The following is a 16,946-nucleotide window of genomic DNA, read 5'->3' as shown; positions in this document are numbered from 1 at the left end:
CCGCTCTGTGAGCAAACGATGACAGCCCTCCCGACCTGCGCTTTCATCGGTTTCGCTGGAGGGCATGAACAACACCGACACCACCCGGTCCGACTCCCGCACGCTCCGCCGCCCGCGCCCGCGCCCCCGCCACACCGTCCGCCTGACCGCGGGGATCGCCCTGCTCGCCGCGGCGGGCATGCTCGCCGTCACCGCTTGCGGCGGGCAGGGCGACGACAAGGGCGCCGGCTCCGGCAGGGCCGCGGGCGCCTCCTCCGGCTCCTCCGCCGAGAAGGCGGAGCCGAACGCGAAGCTGCCGAGCCTGCTGTGGATGGGCGACTCCATCGGCGAGGCCGAGGCACCTGCCCTGGGCGCCGCGCTGAAGGCGGACGGGACGGCGTTCACGTCGATGGCGGCCGCGGGCGGCGGCGGCGTCATCGGCAAGATCGCCAAGCCCACCTGGGACGAACTGCCGAAGAAGCTGGAGTCCGCCAAGCCCAGCGTCGTCGCGTACCAGATCACCACCTACGACTGGGGCAAGCCGGACGAGCAGCGCGCGGGCTACGAGAAGCTGGCGAAGACCGTGAACGACGCGGGCGCCGACCTCGTCATCGTCTCCGCGCCGCCCTTCAAGCTCGACGACTTCTACAAGCCGCACGAGGCCGAGATCAAGACCGCCCCGAAGTCCGCCAAGGAGGTCGCGGAGAAGCATCGGGGAAAAGTGCGGTTGCTGGACGCGTCGGCGCTGTGGGGCACCGACGCCGGCGCGGCCAAGGCGCAGCGCGGCAAGGACGGCATCCACTCCTGCCAGCAGGGTTCGGCCGCGTTCGCCCAGTGGCTGACCAAGGAACTCGGCAAGCAGTACGCGTTCACGCCCGTGCCTGCCGACCGGTGGGCCACCGGCTCGTGGACGAGCGACAAGGTGTACGGCCCCCTCGGCTGCAAGTAGCCCGCGGCCATGTCCGCACCCACGGTGACCGAGGCGCCCGTCCGCCGCAGGCACATCGCCCCGCTGGACGGGCTGCGCGGCCTCGCCGTCCTCGGCGTGCTGCTCTTCCACGCGGGGCACTTCGGCGGCGGCTTCCTCGGTGTCGACCTGTTCTTCGTGCTCTCCGGGTTCCTCATCACCGGCCTGCTCCTGAAGGAGGCCGCCTCCGGCGACGGCCGCCTCGATCTCGTCGCCTTCTGGGGGCGGCGGGCCCGCCGTCTGCTGCCCGCGCTGGCCGTCATGGTCGCCGGCACACTCATCCTCGTATGGGCGTTCGGGCCACCGCACCTGCTGCGGTTCGCGCTCAACGACACCCCGTGGGTGGTCGCGAACCTCGCCAACTGGCACTTCGTCGCCGACCAGATCGGGTACTGGAACGCCGCCGACACCCGGGTGTTCAGCCACCTGTGGAGCATCGCCGTCGAGGAGCAGTTCTATCTGGTCTGGCCGCTGGTCCTGTGGGTGGCGGCGCGCGGCCGCGGGGCCGAGGCGCGTGTCGCCCTCGTGGCGGCGGTCGGCGCGGCGGCCTCGCTCGCCGTCATGGTCGCCCTCGCCGCGTCGCCCGCCCTCGCCACCGACACCACGCGTGTGTACGAGGGCACGGACACCCGCGCCTTCTCGCTGCTGCTCGGCGCGCTCATGGCGACCGCGCCGGCCTCCCGTCTCCTGGCCCGCGTGGGCGAACGGGCCACCGGCCGGATCTGCCTGCTCCTGCTCTGCGCGCTCGGGGCGTACTGGATCGCGTGCGACGGACAGAACTCACCCTCGCTGTTCCGCGGCGGCCTGTTCCTCCACGCCCTGGGCGCCGCCCTGCTCATCGCCTGTCTGGCGCGGGCACCCGCCAGCCCCGTCGGGCGGCTCCTTGGCAGCGCTCCCCTGCGCTGGGCGGGGCTCGTCTCCTACAGCCTCTACCTCTGGCACTGGCCCGTCTTCGTCCTCCTCGACGAGGACCGCCTCGGCCTGTCGGGGTGGCCCCGCACGGCCGTCGTCATCGCGGTCTCCGCGGCCGCGGCCTGGCTCTCCAAGGTCCTGGTGGAGGACCCGGTACGGTTCCGGGCCCGCTGGGCGCACGGCCGCACCGACGCCGCCGCCGTCCTCGCCACGGGTCTCGCGCTGGTGGCCCTGTGGGCGGCCGTCCCCGAACCCGCGACCGGGGCGGGCTCGGTCGACGTCACTCGGCTAACCTCCGACGGTGGCTGACAGCAGCGAAGTCTTCGTGGTGGGCGGCGCCTGGCGAAGCCCCGGTCAGCGGCGGCGCTCCTGACGAGGCCCCCGTCGGCGGCGGCGGACGGCGGGGCGCCCGCCAGGGCCGCCGAGGCCAGCAGTGCCGCCGCCCGGCGGACGGACCGCATCACTCCGGCCCCGCTCAACGGGCCGCGGCGGCAACGGCGTTGCCATAGACGGCCATGCCCTGCTCGTTCGGGTGCAGCGGGGCCGCCGCGTGCGCGGGGACCAGGCCCTCCAGGTAGCGGTCCTTCGGCGCGGCGCAGATGTCGTGCCCCACCGTGAGCGCCGCCATGTCCACGAACCGCGCGCCGTGCGCCTTCGCCTGCTCCCGGGCCGCCGCGCTGATCTTGTCCATGACGCCCTGGAGATAGTCGCCGTCGCGGGCCCAGACCGGCTGCCTGGGATGGCAGCCGCCCTCGCGTATGTACGTGCCGTACCCCGTGACGACGATCCTCGCGTGCGGGGAGCGCCGCTTCATCTCCTCCAGCGCCGCGCCGAACGTCGGCGCCCACTTGGCGACGGCCTCGCCGAGCCGGTCCCCACCGCCCTTCGTGAGCCGGTCCGCGCAGGACGCGCCGACCGGCTCGGGGAGGAAGTTGATACAGCCGAGCGCCTGCTGGAACAGCCCGCTGTCATTGGCCCCGATGGTGACCGATATCAAATCCGTGCTCTTGCTCAGCGCGTCGAACTGCGGCGGCAGCACCCCGAGCCTGCGGCCCGCGAGATCCTTCGTGGTGGCGCCCGAACAGCTCACGTCGGTCAGCCGGGCGCCGAGCGCCTTCGCCGCCACCGAGGGGTAGTTGCGGTTCGACCGCAGGCACAGGAGGTTGACGTCCTGCTGCGGGATGAGCGGGCCCGCCGCCGCGGAGTCCCCCAGCGCCACATACTCCAGGGGCTCCCGGGGCGCCCCGTCCATGGCCTGTGCCGGTGTGGTCAGGGCGGCGACCGCCGCCCCCGCGGCCACCGCCGCGCACCCCGCCCCGAAACGTCCGCGCAGCCTCATACCGACCTCCGTCATCCTCGACAGCCCGAAGTACCGCGCCTCACATCCTGCGGTCCTGCCGCGGAAACGGAGGTGGAACGTACTCCAGAGTCGCCGAGCGCGGTTTGTGACGCATCACAACCGGGGCGGAGGAGTGGCCGCCGGGCACCGGAGGGGTGCGCCCGGCGGCCACGTATGAGGGGCCGCCCGTTCGGCCGAGGGCCCACGGCCCAGGCTGCCGCGAGGCTGGGGCCTGCCGCGGGGCTAGGACAGCTGGGACTGCACCTGCGAGGAGATGAGTTCCAGGTGATCCAGGTCGGAGAGGTCCAGGCACTGGAGGTAGATCCGGCTCGCGCCGATCGCCTCATAGCGTCCGATCTTGTCGACGACCTCCGCCGGGGAGCCCGCCAGGCCGTTGGCCTTCAGCTCGTCCACGTCCCGGCCGATGACCGCCGCGCGCCGGGCGACCTCCGCGTCGTCCTTGCCGATGCAGGCCACCAGCGCGCTGGAGTACACCAGCTCGTCACCCTTGCGCCCGGCCTGCTCGGCGGCCGCCCGGACCCTGCCGAACTGGCGCTCACTGTCCTCGATCGAGGCGAACGGGATATTGAACTCATCGGCGAACTGTGCGGCGAGCCGCGGCGTGCGCGTCGCTCCGTGGCCGCCGATGAGGACCGGCACCTTGGCCTGCGCGGGCTTCGGCAGGGCCGGGGAGTCGGTGAGCTGGTAGTGCTTGCCGTCATAGTCGAAGGTCTGGCCGATCTCCGTGGCCCACAGGCCGGTGACGATCTCCAGCTGCTCCTCGAGGCGGGCGAACTTCTCCTTCGGGAAGGGGATGCCGTACGCCTTGTGCTCCTCCTCGAACCAGCCCGCGCCCAGGCCCAGTTCGACCCGGCCGCCCGACATCTGGTCGACCTGCGCCACCTGGATCGCGAGCACGCCGGGCAGCCGGAAGGTACCGGCGGTCATGAGCGTGCCCAGCCTGATCCGCTTGGTCTCCCGCGCGAGCCCGGCCAGCGTGATCCACGCGTCCGTCGGGCCGGGCAAGCCGTCGGCGGCACCCATGCGCAGGTAGTGGTCGGAGCGGAAGAACGCGTCAAAGCCGAGGTCCTCCGCGGCCTTGGCGACGGTGAGCAGAGTGTCGTAGGTGGCCCCTTGCTGGGGCTCGGTGAAGATTCGAAGATCCATGGCTCCATCCTGCACGCTCGAACGTCCGTCAACCCCGCCGGTCGCGCCGGTCCCCGGCCGCCCCGGTCGGGTGAAAAACCGTCAACGGGGCCGCTGCGACCAGCCCGCCCCAGTGACCCGGCCCGCCGGGAGATCGTTGGCTCGGGCGGAGCCGGACCGCCCGGCACCCGCGCCGGCGGCCGCTGCCGGGGCGTCGCTCGCGTCAACTGCCCTCCCCCGCCGGGAGGGCGAGGGCCGAGGAGGCCGTGATGTCCCAGGAAGCCGTGCCCGAGCAGGAGGCAGCGCAGGATCCGTCCGTGCCCGCGCCGCAGGGCGCACCGAAGGGTCTGCTCCAGCAGATGGAGGAGCTGATGGCCGCGCTCAACGCGGACCTGACCCAACTCGACGCCGACCTCCAGCAGTCCGCCTCCACGGCCCCGCAGCCGCCCGGCTCCGGGGAGCCATGGCAGCTCACCTCCGCCGAGCCCCAAGCGCCCACGCCCGCAGGACAGCGACCGCCCGCATAGGCGGAGCCGTGGCCCTCCGGGCCCTGGGAGCCGACTTGCCGGAGCCCGCGCCTCAGCGGGGCGGGGGCGCACCCGCGGCGTGGGGCGAGGGCGTCGCTTCGTCGAGGCCGTGCTCCGGCCTCTCATGCCGGGTCCGCCGCCGAGTCCGGCTCCGGCAGGCCCCGCTCCCGCACCGCGAGCCTGCGCAGCATTTCGAGGACCCGGTCCCGCGACTCGTCGGCGGCGTCTATCGCCTCCATGCACTGCCAGTACACCCCCTCGTCCGCGGCGCCCATGGCGACCCCGACGAGCGCGATGCCGACCTCGCCGAGCAGTTGGTCCAGCGCGAGCAGGACATCCTGCGCCTCCCCCGTCTCCGTCAGCCGCGCCGCCCGGATGTCCTCCGTCCCCAGACGCGGGGCGTCGAGCACTCCGCACGCCCGGCCGCCGACTTCGCTCAGGCCCAGCGCCTCCCCCCGTAACTCCGGAGGGCCCGCGACCGCGAGGCGGCTGCCGATCGCCTGCGCGAGCGCCTGCGACTGCCACACCTCCATGACGATCGCGACCGGCTCCTCACTCCGCGCCAGGGCGCGCCGGTTCGCCTCGATGAGCCGCATCGCGTTCATGCGCAACCCCCCATCCCTCCCGCGCGCACACGCCGCACGCCCGCCCGAACTCCCGCATCCACTACCCAGAGTGATACTCATCCGGTCGAAAAGCCAGGGGAAGCCGGAAATCTGTGGACAAGCAATCGAGATTGGACAAGCCATTCACTACGAAGGGTGACGAAAGCGTCGGAGAAGGGGTCCGTGGAGGGCCCTGAGGCCGACTGCCGCGCACGCGGAGGGCGCGCGGCGCGCACGCGGTGGACATCATGGACGTCACGGCCGTCACTGCCCCCCGGCCGCAGGAAACCGCTCCTCGTTCCGTTCGATCTTCGCCGCGAGCGCGGCCAGCGCGTCGATCCCCAGGACCTCGCAGAACTGCAGCAGATACGCGAGGACATCGGCGACCTCGTCCGTCACCCGGTGCGCGGAGTCCGGGTCCTTCATCACCCGCTCCGACTCCTCCGGCGTCAACCACTGGAAGATCTCGACCAGTTCGGACGCCTCCACGCTCAGCGCGGCGGCCAGGTTCTTCGGGGTGTGGTACCGCTCCCAGTCGCGGGCCGCCGCGAACTCGGCCAGCCTGCGCTGCAGTCCCGCTACATCAAGTCGTTCCGTCACGGCTCCAGGTCTACCACCGAGGCCCCGGCGTGGGCCGCCCAGCCCGCCTCCCGCACCGCGCCGACCAGGCGGATGTGACCGCGCGCACAGGTCCGCGCCGCCAGTTCGCCGAGCGCCCGCGTCTGCCGGGCGTCCAGGCGGCGGTCGAGGTCGTCGGCGAGGACGGTGAGCGTCTGATACGCCGCGGGCACCTCCGCCACCGGGTCGACGGCGAGCACGCCGGGGCCGGTCAGCAGGACCAGCGCCAGGGCCAGGAACCGCAACTCGCCGTCGCCGAGCCGCGCGAGCGGCGTACGGACGCCGCCGCCCCGGTCCACGACGGCCCGCACCGAGCCGTCCCGAGCCTCCTCCGCGAAGACGTCGGTGACCGGCCCCGCGCAGCCGTCGCGCGCCGCCGAGACGAGCAGCGCGTGGCGTACGGCGCACTCGGAGCGGGTGCGCCACAGGACTTCGGCGAGGTTGTCGCAGCCGCTCAGCAGGCGGCCCGCGCCGATCAGCCCCGCCGGGACCGGCGCTCGCATCCGGCCGGGCCGCGGGTCGCAGGGGAACGCCGAGCGCAGCGCGACCACCACCTGCTCGGCCGCCGCGAGCACCAGCCGCTGCCCGTCGGTCTTGCCCGCCACGCGCAGCGGCACGAGCGCCGTGCCGAGCCGGTCGTCCGGCATCGGGGCGCGGGTCACGGGAGCCGTGCCCGCGGTGTGCCAGGCCGCCTGGACCATGCGGCGTCCCGGGTCGCGCAGCGCCGTCTCCAGCAGGACGAGGCCGTCGCGGGTCAACCGTTCGCCGACGACGCGCAACTCGGGCTCGGCCTGGACGGCGAGGTCGAGCCGGACGGTTCCGGCGGGCCCCTCCACCGTGCAGCCGATACGGAACCCGCGCCGCCGCTGGCCGTCGGCGCGGGCGCGCTCGGGCACGCACGCCGCGGGGTCGTCGAAGACGTCGGCCAGTTCGGCCCCGGCGCCGAGCCGCGCCAACGCCTCGCACGCACGCATCGCGCTGGACTTGCCGCTGCCGCTGGGCCCCGTGATCAGCGTCAGCGCGCCGAGCGGGAGCACCGTGCCGCGGTGCCCGGCGAAGGCGGAGAGCCGCACCTCCGTGACCTGCGGCCGGCCCTGACCTGCCGGCGGCCGAGCGGCCGGCACCGGAGTATGCACCGTCATGTCCGGAAGCTAAGCGGCCGTGAACGGGGCGAACCGTTCCGCCCGGCGGACCTTCCTACGATCGGGGGATTCACCCGAAAGGCCCCTCGGCACGGACCCGCGACGGGCTACGGAGTACGGAGTACGGGCGGCCGCCGTCTCACTCCCTCACCGCTTCAGAAGTGACGTTTCTCTGGTGAAAGCGCTGCGCCGGGAGGGTGAGGAGAGCGCGGATTGACGCGTTCCGCTCCTGGTCCCGAAATCATCCTGGCCCCGCACCACGTCTCCCACACGACCAGGAGCCAGGCGTTGGATCACGGAACCGCGTTGCGCAGGGAAATCGCCGCGCCGGGCACGACTCCCCTGATCGGCGTGTACGACATGTACTCGGCGTCCGTCGCCGCCGGCCACTACGACGGGATGTTCGTCTCCGGCTTCGGCTTCGCCGCCTCGTACTACGGGCTGCCCGACATCGGCTTCATCGCGTGGCCGGACATGCTGGCGTTCGTGCAGCGGCTGCGTGGGGCCTTCCCCCGCCACCACCTGCTCGTGGACATCGACGACGGGTACGCCGACCCGGAAGTGGCCTGTCACGTGGTGGAGAGCCTGGAGCGCATCGGCGCTTCCGGAGTGATCCTGGAGGACCAGAAGCGGCCCCGCCGGTGCGGGCACGCGGACGGCAAGCAGGTGCTGCCCCTCGACGAGTACCTGGCCAAGCTGGAGATGGTGCTGCGGACCCGAAGGGACATGGTCGTGGTGGCCCGCACGGACGCCACCGAGGAGGCGGACATCCTCGAGCGCGCCAGGTGCCTGGCCGCCACCGACGCGGACGTGATCCTGGTGGACGGCGTGCGCAGCGTGGAGTGGATCCACCGGATCCGCGAGGTGTCCGGCGGCAAGCCGCTGCTGTTCAACCAGATCGCCGGCGGCAAGTCCCCGCGGCTCTCGCTCGCAGAACTCACCGAACTCGGCGTGGACATCGCCATCTACAGCACGCCCTGCCTCTTCGCCGCGCACGAGGCGATGGAGACCGCGCTCACCGAGCTGAAGCGCTCCGACGGCAGGCTGCCGTCCGTCGACCCCGCCCGCGGCATCGGCGTCGCCGCCTCGACCCGGCTCCTGGAACGGAACATCGCCCGCCACCACCGCGGACCCGGCGGCCACGCCGAGGAGCCGGGCCGGGCCACGGTAGGCCGCTAGGGGTGCCCGACCGCCTCCACCAGCCCCTGGACCTCCGTGCCGGGCGGCGCGAGGAGGAAGACGTTCTTGTCGACGCGGTGCATGCCGCAGCCGAGGCCCAGCACCACACCGCTGCTGAAGTCGAGGACCCGCTTGGCCACTTCGGTCTCGGCGCCCGTCAGGTCGAGCAGGACCGGGATCTGCGACATGACGGTCTCGGCGACCTCGCGGGCGTCCGAGAAGACGTTCACCCGCATCACCACAAAACGCCTGCGCGTCTCGGTCTCCGCGTCGGGCAGCGCGCGGTGCCCGGGCCAGGAAGGCCATTCGTTGCGGCTGCGCAGCGGTACGACCTGGGCGAGCCCTTCCCACTGTTCGTCGGTGACGTCGTGGCGCTGACTGCTACTCACTGACCCACCCCGTCCTGGCTCGCACTCGATGTCTGCACCGGCCAATTCTTACGCCAAGTCACCCGTTCAGCCCAACAGCGACACGGACGGCCCCCCGCGAGCCGGTCGTGGTAAAGGGTACGCGGTGATCATCGCGCCGCTCCCGGCACCCGTACGACTCCCCGTACCCCTTATTGCAAGCCGTACGCGATAAGGGGAGGCCGCCCGGTCACCAGTAGAGTGCGGCTGCGCAGCCCTTCCCGAGCCCCTAGGTCAGGTACCAGCAGTGACGCCCGCATCACCCCCAGGCATACCGGCCGTCACCGTCGTCGGGATCGGGGCCGACGGCTGGGACGGCCTCCCCGCCGCCTCGCGCGCGGCGCTCCGCGACGCCGAGGTGCTGATCGGCGGCGCCCGCCAGCTGAATCTGCTGCCCTCCCCCGACTGCCCGGGCGAGCGCGTCGCCTGGCCCTCGCCGCTGCGGCCCGCCGTGCCCGGCCTGCTCGCCGCCCACGCGGGGCGCCGGATCGCCGTCCTCGCCAGCGGCGACCCCATGTTCTACGGCATCGGGCGCGCCCTGAGCGAGGAGGTCGGCGCCGCGGCCCTGCGCGTCCTGCCGCACCCGTCCTCGGTCTCCCTCGCGTGCGCGCGCCTCGGCTGGCCCGTCGAGGAGACCGAGGTCGTCACGCTGGTCGGCCGCCCGGCCGCGCGCCTCGCCGCCGCGCTGCACGAGGGCCGCCGCCTCCTCGTGCTCAGCGCGAACGCCGGCACCCCCGCCGAGGTCGCCGCCCTCCTGCGCGAGCGCGGCTTCGGCCCGAGCAAGCTGCGCGTGCTCGAAGAGCTGGGTTCCGGGAAGGAGTCCGCGTACGAAGGTGTCGCCGAGGCCTGGTCGCACGCGCCCGGCGCCGCGCTGAACGTCGTCGCCGTCGAGTGCCGCCGCTCCCCCGACGCCCTGCGCCTCGGCGCCGTGCCCGGGCTGCCCGACGCGGCGTACGAGAGCGACGGCCAGCTCACCAAGCGTTACGTCCGCGCGGCCACGCTCGCGGCGCTGGCGCCCGCGCCCGGCGAGCTGCTGTGGGACGTGGGCGGTGGATCGGGGTCGATCGCGGTGGAGTGGATGCGGACGCACCCCTCCTGCCGCGCGGTCACCGTCGAGAAGAACGCGGTGCGGGCCGAGCGGATCACCCGCAACGCCGACCGGCTCGGCGTGCCCGGCCTGCGGGTCGTCACCGGCGCGGCGCCCGGCGCTCTCGCCGGACTCCCCGCGCCGGACGCCGTGTTCATCGGCGGCGGCCTCACCGCCCCCGGTCTGCTCGACGCCTGCTGGCAGGCCCTGCCGGCCGGCGGGCGGCTCGTCGCGAACACCGTCACGCTGGAGTCCGAGGCACTGCTCACCGACTGGTACCGGCGCCACGGCGGCGAGTTGGTACGCCTTGCGGTGTCCCAGGCGGTCCCCGTCGGCGGCTTCACCGGGTGGCGGCAGGCCATGCCGGTCACCCAATGGTCCGTCACCAAGCGTGCGGAGCAAGGAGATCAAGAACGATGACGGTGTACTTCATCGGTGCCGGGCCCGGCGCGGCCGACCTGATCACGGTGCGCGGTGCGCGGACGCTCGCCGCCTGCCAGGTCTGCCTGTACGCGGGCAGCCTGGTGCCGCGCGAGCTGCTCGCCGAGTGCCCCGAGGGTGCGCGGCTTGTGGACACCGCGCAGCTCAACCTCGATGAGATCACGGGTGAGTTGGTCCGCGCCCACGAGGCGGGGCTCGACGTGGCGCGGCTGCACTCGGGCGACCCTTCCGTCTTCAGCGCGGTCGCCGAGCAGATGCGGCGGCTGGACGCGGCGGGTGTCCCGTACGAAGTGGTGCCGGGCGTACCGGCGTTCGCGGCGGCCGCCGCCGCGCTGAAGCGGGAGCTGACCGTGCCGACGGTCGGCCAGACGGTCATCCTCACGCGGATCGCTCAGCGGGCCACGGCGATGCCTCCCGGCGAGGATCTGGCCACGCTGGGGCGGAGTGGGGCGCTGCTCGTGCTGCACCTCGCCGCGGGGTACGTCGACCGGGTGGTCGAGGAGCTGCTCCCCTTCTACGGCGCGGACTGCCCCACCGCCGTGGTGGCCCTCGCCAGTCGGCCCGAGGAGGTGATCCTCCGGGGCACGCTGGCGGAGATCGCGGGGCAGGTGAAGGAGGCGGGGATCGTACGGACCGCTGTGATCATGGTGGGCCGCACGCTCGGTGCCTCGCAGTTCCGGGACAGCCACCTCTACTCGGCGGAGCGGGACCGGCACGTGTGCTGACCGCGTGGGCCGCGAGCCGCCTCAGTACGGGCTCGTCACGCTCCGGCCCACCACCGTGCCCGCCCTGTCGATGCAGATGACGTCCACCGCCACCGGGGCGCCCCGCAGTACGGCCAGCGCCTCGTCTCTCGCCGTGGTCGCCACCAGGTCGCCCAGCGGGACTCCCGCCGCCTCGCACAGCCGCAGGGCCTCCAGGCCCGTGTTGGCGCCCGCCACCTCGCTCGCCAGCGCGTCGGAGGCGCCGCCCGCGCGGGCCAGTTCCGCGAGGAAGCCCTTGTCGACCTGGGAGCGGGCCGAGTGGAGGTCCAGGTGGCCCGCCGCCAGCTTCGAGAGCTTCGCGAAGCCGCCGCAGATGGTGAGGCGGTCGACGGGGTGGCGGCGTACGTACTTCAGGACCGCGCCCGCGAAGTCGCCCATGTCGAGGAGGGCGTCCTCCGGGAGGCCGTACTCCGCGACGACCGTCTTCTCCGACGTCGAGCCGGTGCAGCCCGCGACGTGCGTGCGTCCGGCCGCGCGTGCCACGTCCACGCCCCGCCGGATCGAGTCGATCCACGCCGAGCAGGAGTAGGGCACGACGATGCCGGTGGTGCCGAGGACCGAGAGGCCGCCGAGGATGCCGAGGCGGGGGTTCCAGGTGGAGCGGGCGATCTCCTCGCCGTGGTCGACGGAGAGGGTGATCTCCACGTCCGGCGTGGTCCCGGCGTGCTCGGCCACCCGTGCCACGTGGTCGCGCATCATCTGGCGGGGCACGGGGTTGATCGCGGGCTCGCCCACGTCGAGCGGCAGGCCGGGGCGGGTGACCGTGCCCACGCCCGGGCCCGCCTTGAAGACGACACCCGCGCCGGGCGGCAGCCTGCGCACCGTGGAGCGCACCAGCGCGCCGTGCGTGACGTCCGGGTCGTCGCCCGCGTCCTTGACGATGCCCGCCATGGCGTACGCGTCCGTGCGCTCCTCGGCGGCGAGCGCGAAGGCGGGCGTCTGGCCCTTGGGCAGCGTGATGGTCACCGGGTCGGGGAAGTCGCCGGTCAGCAGCGCGGTGTACGCGGCCGTCGTGGCCGCCGTCGCGCAGGCGCCGGTCGTCCAGCCCGACCGCAGACCGGTGTGCTTGAGTTGGGCGCTGCGCCCGCCCTTCGCCTCGCTCGGCCCACTGGGCTCACTTGGCCTACTTGGCTCACTCATGAAGGAAACCGAACTCCGTGCACGTACTCATTCTGGGGGGAACGACCGAGGCCCGTCGCCTGGCGGAACTGCTGACGGACGAGGCCGGGCTGCGGGTGACCAGCTCCCTCGCGGGGCGGGTCGCGGCGCCCCGGCTGCCGCCCGGCGAGGTCCGCGTCGGCGGGTTCGGCGGGGCCGAGGGGATGGCGGCGTGGCTGCGGGAGCACCGCGTGGACGCGCTCATCGACGCCACCCATCCTTTCGCCGGGACGATCTCGTTCAACGCGGCGTCGGCCGCCGCGCTCGCCCATGTTCCCCTGCTCGCCCTGCGCAGGCCCGGCTGGGTCGCCGGTGAGGGTGACGACTGGCATCCGGTCGACTCCCTGGAGCAGGCGGCGCGGGTGCTTCCGGCCCTCGGTGAGCGGGTCTTCCTCACCACCGGGCGGATGGGTTTGGCCGCCTTCACCGGGGATCCGGAGCTGGACGGTCTCTGGTTCCTCGTACGCTCCGTCGACGCGCCGGAGCCGCCGTTCCCCGCCCGTATGGAGGTCCTCCTGGATCGGGGGCCCTTCTCGCTGGAGGGCGAACGGGAGCTGTTGCGGCGGCACCGGGTCGATGTCGTGGTGACGAAGGACAGTGGGGGTGCGGCGACCTCGCCGAAGCTGGTCGCTGCGCGCGAGGCGGGGGTGCCGGTGGTGGTGGTCCGGCGCCCTGCCGTGCCGGCCTCGGCCGCCGTCGCCTCGCCTCAGGAGGCGGTGGCCTGGGTCCGCCTCCAGGGGCCTCGCTGACCTGCGGGTGGGTGGGGGCTGGCCGCGCAGTTCCCCGCGCCCCTACGGGGCGCCCCGAAGCCGAGGCGCCCCTGAAGGGGCGCGAGGAACGGCGCGCCAAGCCCCCACCCACCCGCAGGTGAATCACGACCCGGGGGGGCGCCCCGTCAGGGGCGCGGGGAACGGCGCGCCAAGCCCCCACCCACCCGCGGGTGAGTGACGACCCGGGGGCGCGCCCCCGAAGGGGCGCGGGGAACTGCGCGACCGGCCCCCACCCACCCGCAGGGAACACTCAGCCGCCCTCCGGATACCTCCGCGGCGTCCAGACGATCTCGTCGCCCGCGCCGCGCCGGGTCCACCGGGTCTGTGAGGAGCCGACGATCAGCAGCGTCCGCATGTCGACCTCGGCCGGATCGAGGTCGCCGAGGCGCACCACCCGTACGGACTCCTCCGGGCCTCCGACATCCCGCCCGAGGACGACCGGCGTATCCGGCGCCCGGTGCTCCAGGAGGAGTTCCCGCGCCTTGCCCACCTGCCAGGTGCGGCTGCGCGAGCCGGGGTTGTAGAGGGCGAGGACGAGGTCCGCCGAGGCCGCCGCCGCCAGTCGCTCCGCGATGACCTCCCACGGCTTGAGCCGGTCGGAGAGGGAGATGGTGGCGTAGTCGTGGCCGAGGGGGGCGCCCGCGCGGGCGGCGGCCGCGTTGGCCGCGGTCACCCCCGGGAGCACCCGGACCGGGACATCCGCGTACGCGTCCTGCGCGGCCGCCTCCAGGACCGCCGTGGCCATCGCGAAGACGCCGGGGTCGCCGCCCGAGACGACCGCCACGCGCCGCCCGCGCCGGGCGAGCTCCAGGGCGAACTCGGCGCGCTCGGACTCCACGCGGTTGTCGGAGCCGTGCCGCCGCTGACCGGGGCGGTGCGGTACGCGGTCGACGTACGTGGTGTAGCCGACCAGGTCGTCGGCGGCGGCGAGCGCGCCGCGCGTCTCGGGGGTCAGCCAGAGGGGCCCGGCGGGGCCGGTGCCGACCACGACGACCTCGCCACGGGCGGCCGGGGCGGGCTCGGGCGCGGGGCCGCCGGTCAGCGGCGCCACCCGGCTCGGGAGTACCGCCACCGAGAAGTACGGCACCGACTCCGGGTCCACGTCGGCCAGTCGGCCGGTGCGCTCGCCGTCCATGGTGGCGCGCTCCACATACCGTGCCTCGTCCAGGCGCCCCGCACGCTCCAGGGCGCCGCGCACCTTGCCGAACGTACGGCCGAGCTTCATCACGACCGCGGAGTCCGTCGCCGCGAGGCGCGCGGCCAGCTCCTCCTCGGGGAGGGTGCCCGGCAGGATGGTCAGGACCTCCTCGGCCTCCACGAGGGGTTCGCCGAGGCGGGCGGCGGCGGCGCTCACCGAGGTCACCCCGGGGATGACCTCGGTCTCGTAGCGGTGGGCGAGCCGCTTGTGCATGTGCTGGTAGGAGCCGTAGAAGAGCGGGTCGCCCTCGGCGAGAACGGCGACCACGCGCCCGGCGTCGAGGTGCGCGGCGAGGCGGGCCGCGGCCTGCTCGTAGAAGTCGTCGAGGGCGCCGCGGTAGCCGCCGGGGTGGTCGGTGGTCTCCGTGGTGACGGGGTAGACCAGCGCTTCCTCGATGTGGTCGGCGCGCAGGTGCTTCGCGGCGATCGAGCGGGCGATGGAGCGGCCGTGCCGCGCCGAGTGGTACGCGACCACGTCGGCGGCGGCGATGACCTCGACGGCCCGCACGGTCATCAGGGAGGGGTCGCCGGGGCCGAGGCCGACCCCGTACAGCTTCCCGGCGGTGGTGGTCTCGGTGTTCACTCCGCCTCGCTCGCAATCGCGTTGATCGCGGCGGCGGCCATGGCGCTGCCGCCACGGCGGCCGCGTACGACCAGGTACTCCAGGCCGAGGTGGTGCGCGGTGAGCGCGTCCTTGGACTCGGCGGCGCCGACGAAGCCGACGGGGATGCCGAGGACCGCGGCGGGGCGCGGGGCGCCCGCCTCGATCATCTCCAGGAGGTGGAAGAGCGCGGTGGGGGCGTTGCCGATGGCGACGACGGAGCCTTCGAGGCGGTCGCGCCACAGCTCCATGGCGGCGGCGCTGCGGGTCGTGCCGAGCTGCGCGGCGAGGTCCGGGACGGACGGGTCGGCGAGGGTGCAGATCACGTCGTTGTCGGCGGGGAGCCGCTTGCGGGTGACGCCGCTTGCGACCATGTTCGCGTCGCACAGGATCGGCGCGCCGTCGCGCAGCGCCTTGCGGGCGTCGGCCACCACGCGCGGGCTGAAGGCGAGATCGCGGACGAGGTCGACCATCCCGCAGGCGTGGATCATCCGTACCGCGACCTGGCCGACGTCGGCGGGCAGACCGGAGAGGTCCGCCTCCGCGCGGATGGTGGCAAAGGACTCGCGATAGATCGCCGCGCCGTCCTTCTCGTAGTCGAACACTGTGCTCTCGCTCATCTCGTGGCCGTTGGTGTGGTGGATGTCTGGGGTGCGGTGGGTGTGATGGATGCGGTGGGGGCGGATGTCGTACGTGCCGTGGTGACCGCCTCGGTCAGCGTCCGGCCGCTGACGGGCGCCGCCGTGCCGCCGGTGTGCACGGTCACCTCGTACCGGCCGTCCGCGGTGGCCGTGACGTCGACCCAGTCGCCGTGCGGGTGTCCGCAGCGGCGCTCGCAGCCGGACCAGTGGACGGGCAGGCCCCCGGCGCCGGGGACGGCGTCCGCGCGGACATCGGCGAGGGACTTGGCGCAGCCGGGGCGCCCGGTGCAGGCGCCGACGCCGAGCCAGGGTGAGCGGGGGTCGGTGAGGAATCCGGCGTCGGCCAGCGCGCCCAGCCGCTCGCGTGCCGCCGCGCCGTCCCGGAAGCCCGGGATCACGAAGCCGCGCCACGGGGTGACCCGGAGTTCGTCGGCGGGGGCGGGGAGCAGGGCCCGCAACTGGGCGGCGGTCACGCGCCCGAGGGGGGCACAAACCACGACCGCCCGGCCGATCACGCCCGGGGCGGGCGGGGCCGAGGGGGCCGACGGGGCCGACGGGGCATCCCTCGCGGCAAGCAGCGCGTCCGCCGAGGCAGGCGCAGCCGGCACGTCCGCCTTCGCGAACGCCCCCGCCAGATCCACGCTCTGCCCATCAGGCAGCTCCCGTACGCGCCACGCCCCGTTGCCCGCCTCACGCGCGGCCGCGAGGAAAGCCCCGGCCGCGGCGAGGGCGGCGCGCGGGGCGTCGCGACCGGCCACCCGGAAGGCACGGCTCCCGATACGTACGACCGCCGTACCGCCCGAGCCGACCACCTCGCCCGTCCCAGGCGCCCCGTCGGCCTCCGGCGTCTCCCCCGATTCTGCGATCAAGGTCACATCGCCGCCGAGCCCGGCCACATCCCCGCGGCCGTCGTCCAGGGCGAAGAGGAAGCGGCCGGAAAGTGCCGTCGTCCAGTCCTCCGCGCACAGGAGTCCGTCCAGCTCACGGGCCCACAACTGCACGTCCGCGTGGCCGGTTCCGTCGAGGCCGGCCAGGGGGGACGCCACGATGTTCCGGACCCGCTCGTGGCGTGCGGAGGGCAGCAGGCCCGCCTCCGCGAGCAGCCCGGAGAGTTCCGCGCCGCAGTTCTCGCCGAGGCCGCGCAGCTCGACGTTGCCGCGCGAGGTGACGCTGAGGTTGCCGTCCGCGAGACGCTCCGCCGCGTCGGCCAGGACGATCACCTGACGGGACGTCAAGAGGCCTGCGGGCAGGCGGAGTCGGGCCAGCGCGCCGTCGTCGGCGCGGTGCAGGCGGAGGGCGCCGGGGCAGGCGTCACCCCGGTCGCGTATCCGGTCACGTATGGGGGATTCGCCCTGTTGTGTGGAAGTTGCTCGGCTGGGCGGCATGGCGGCGAGCATACCCACGCGGATCCGGGCGGTCGCCTCCCGAGACGAGCCGTCCTGGCAGGTGGCCGCCGCGCGACCGGT

17 protein-coding genes are annotated in these 16,946 nt (G+C 74.0%); 7 read left to right on the top strand and 10 right to left on the bottom strand.

Annotated elements, in window-relative coordinates:
* Nucleotides 1–64 precede the first annotated feature (64 nt).
* Nucleotides 65–928 (top strand): SGNH/GDSL hydrolase family protein, encoded by an 864-nt coding sequence (locus tag DMA15_RS28565; protein ID WP_164551841.1) that lies wholly within the window; start codon nt 65–67, stop codon nt 926–928.
* Nucleotides 929–937: 9 nt separating this feature from the next.
* Nucleotides 938–2,167: an acyltransferase gene (locus tag DMA15_RS28560; RefSeq protein ID WP_125515604.1), complete on the top strand. Its 1,230-nt coding sequence runs from the start codon at nt 938–940 to the stop codon at nt 2,165–2,167.
* Between the two features lie 166 nt (nt 2,168–2,333).
* Here DMA15_RS28560 and DMA15_RS28555 read toward each other — a convergent pair whose 3' ends face one another.
* Entirely contained in the window at nt 2,334–3,197 is an 864-nt protein-coding gene (locus DMA15_RS28555; RefSeq protein WP_206302860.1) for an SGNH/GDSL hydrolase family protein, read from the bottom strand.
* A 243-nt stretch (nt 3,198–3,440) separates the two neighbouring features.
* Complete coding sequence (locus DMA15_RS28550; RefSeq protein WP_125515603.1) at nt 3,441–4,364, bottom strand: LLM class F420-dependent oxidoreductase; 924 nt, start codon at nt 4,362–4,364, stop codon at nt 3,441–3,443.
* Nucleotides 4,365–4,612: 248 nt separating this feature from the next.
* Between DMA15_RS28550 and DMA15_RS28545 the strand changes: the two genes are divergently transcribed.
* On the top strand, nt 4,613–4,870 hold the full coding sequence (locus DMA15_RS28545; RefSeq protein ID WP_125515602.1) for a hypothetical protein: 258 nt from the start codon (nt 4,613–4,615) through the stop codon (nt 4,868–4,870).
* Between the two features lie 122 nt (nt 4,871–4,992).
* On the opposite strand, the gene DMA15_RS28540 is transcribed toward DMA15_RS28545, so the two are convergent.
* The 3 genes from DMA15_RS28540 to DMA15_RS28530 form a co-directional block, all read right to left on the bottom strand.
* Complete coding sequence (locus DMA15_RS28540; protein ID WP_125515601.1) at nt 4,993–5,475, bottom strand: DUF6099 family protein; 483 nt, start codon at nt 5,473–5,475, stop codon at nt 4,993–4,995.
* A gap of 264 nt (nt 5,476–5,739) precedes the next feature.
* On the bottom strand, nt 5,740–6,075 hold the full coding sequence (locus DMA15_RS28535) for a nucleotide pyrophosphohydrolase (protein WP_125515600.1): 336 nt from the start codon (nt 6,073–6,075) through the stop codon (nt 5,740–5,742).
* Nucleotides 6,072–7,235 (bottom strand): ATP-binding protein, encoded by a 1,164-nt coding sequence (locus tag DMA15_RS28530; RefSeq protein WP_125515599.1) that lies wholly within the window; start codon nt 7,233–7,235, stop codon nt 6,072–6,074. Before DMA15_RS28530 ends, DMA15_RS28535 begins: the two co-directional genes overlap by 4 nt.
* A 288-nt stretch (nt 7,236–7,523) precedes the next feature.
* On the opposite strand from DMA15_RS28530, the gene DMA15_RS28525 reads away from it, so the two are divergent.
* The gene (locus DMA15_RS28525) at nt 7,524–8,414 is read left to right on the top strand and encodes an isocitrate lyase/PEP mutase family protein (RefSeq protein ID WP_125515598.1); all 891 of its coding nucleotides are present in this window, start codon (nt 7,524–7,526) and stop codon (nt 8,412–8,414) included.
* Here DMA15_RS28525 and DMA15_RS28520 read toward each other — a convergent pair.
* A complete protein-coding gene (locus DMA15_RS28520) occupies nt 8,411–8,803 on the bottom strand; it encodes a cell division protein SepF (protein ID WP_125515597.1) in 393 nt (130 codons plus the stop codon). The two genes, DMA15_RS28525 and DMA15_RS28520, sit on opposite strands and share 4 nt — an antisense overlap.
* A gap of 265 nt (nt 8,804–9,068) precedes the next feature.
* Between DMA15_RS28520 and cbiE the strand changes: the two genes are divergently transcribed.
* Together cbiE and cobM are read left to right on the top strand one after the other, a co-directional pair.
* Nucleotides 9,069–10,328 carry a precorrin-6y C5,15-methyltransferase (decarboxylating) subunit CbiE gene (cbiE, locus tag DMA15_RS28515; RefSeq protein ID WP_125515596.1) on the top strand — a complete coding sequence of 420 codons (1,260 nt, stop codon included), beginning with the start codon at nt 9,069–9,071 and terminating at the stop codon, nt 10,326–10,328.
* Nucleotides 10,325–11,074, top strand: a complete 750-nt coding sequence (cobM, locus tag DMA15_RS28510; RefSeq protein ID WP_125515595.1) for a precorrin-4 C(11)-methyltransferase — start codon at nt 10,325–10,327, stop codon at nt 11,072–11,074. Before cbiE ends, cobM begins: the two co-directional genes overlap by 4 nt.
* Nucleotides 11,075–11,095: 21 nt before the next feature.
* Here cobM and DMA15_RS28505 read toward each other — a convergent pair whose 3' ends face one another.
* Nucleotides 11,096–12,253 carry a cobalt-precorrin-5B (C(1))-methyltransferase gene (locus DMA15_RS28505; RefSeq protein WP_125515594.1) on the bottom strand — a complete coding sequence of 386 codons (1,158 nt, stop codon included), beginning with the start codon at nt 12,251–12,253 and terminating at the stop codon, nt 11,096–11,098.
* Nucleotides 12,254–12,270: 17 nt separating this feature from the next.
* Here DMA15_RS28505 and DMA15_RS28500 point away from each other — a divergent pair, with 17 nt between their 5' ends.
* Nucleotides 12,271–13,020 carry a cobalt-precorrin-6A reductase gene (locus DMA15_RS28500; RefSeq protein ID WP_125515593.1) on the top strand — a complete coding sequence of 250 codons (750 nt, stop codon included), beginning with the start codon at nt 12,271–12,273 and terminating at the stop codon, nt 13,018–13,020.
* A gap of 271 nt (nt 13,021–13,291) precedes the next feature.
* Here DMA15_RS28500 and DMA15_RS28495 read toward each other — a convergent pair whose 3' ends face one another.
* Genes DMA15_RS28495 through DMA15_RS28485 form a run of 3 tightly spaced genes read right to left on the bottom strand, consistent with a single transcriptional unit; the run spans nt 13,292 to nt 16,865 of the window.
* Nucleotides 13,292–14,821: a precorrin-2 C(20)-methyltransferase gene (locus tag DMA15_RS28495; protein WP_125515592.1), complete on the bottom strand. Its 1,530-nt coding sequence runs from the start codon at nt 14,819–14,821 to the stop codon at nt 13,292–13,294.
* Complete coding sequence (locus DMA15_RS28490) at nt 14,818–15,459, bottom strand: precorrin-8X methylmutase (RefSeq protein ID WP_125515591.1); 642 nt, start codon at nt 15,457–15,459, stop codon at nt 14,818–14,820. The genes DMA15_RS28495 and DMA15_RS28490 overlap by 4 nt, the downstream gene beginning before the upstream one ends.
* Nucleotides 15,456–16,865, bottom strand: coding sequence for a cobalamin biosynthesis protein CobG (locus tag DMA15_RS28485; RefSeq protein ID WP_240659971.1), 1,410 nt, complete (start codon nt 16,863–16,865; stop codon nt 15,456–15,458). The genes DMA15_RS28490 and DMA15_RS28485 overlap by 4 nt, the downstream gene beginning before the upstream one ends.
* Between the last annotated feature and the right edge of the window lie 81 nt (nt 16,866–16,946).

The sequence above is a fragment of the Streptomyces sp. WAC 01529 genome, from assembly GCF_003945545.1.
Classification (GTDB): Bacteria; Actinomycetota; Actinomycetes; order Streptomycetales; family Streptomycetaceae; genus Streptomyces; species Streptomyces anatolicus.
This window is presented reverse-complemented; position numbering and strand designations above follow the sequence as displayed.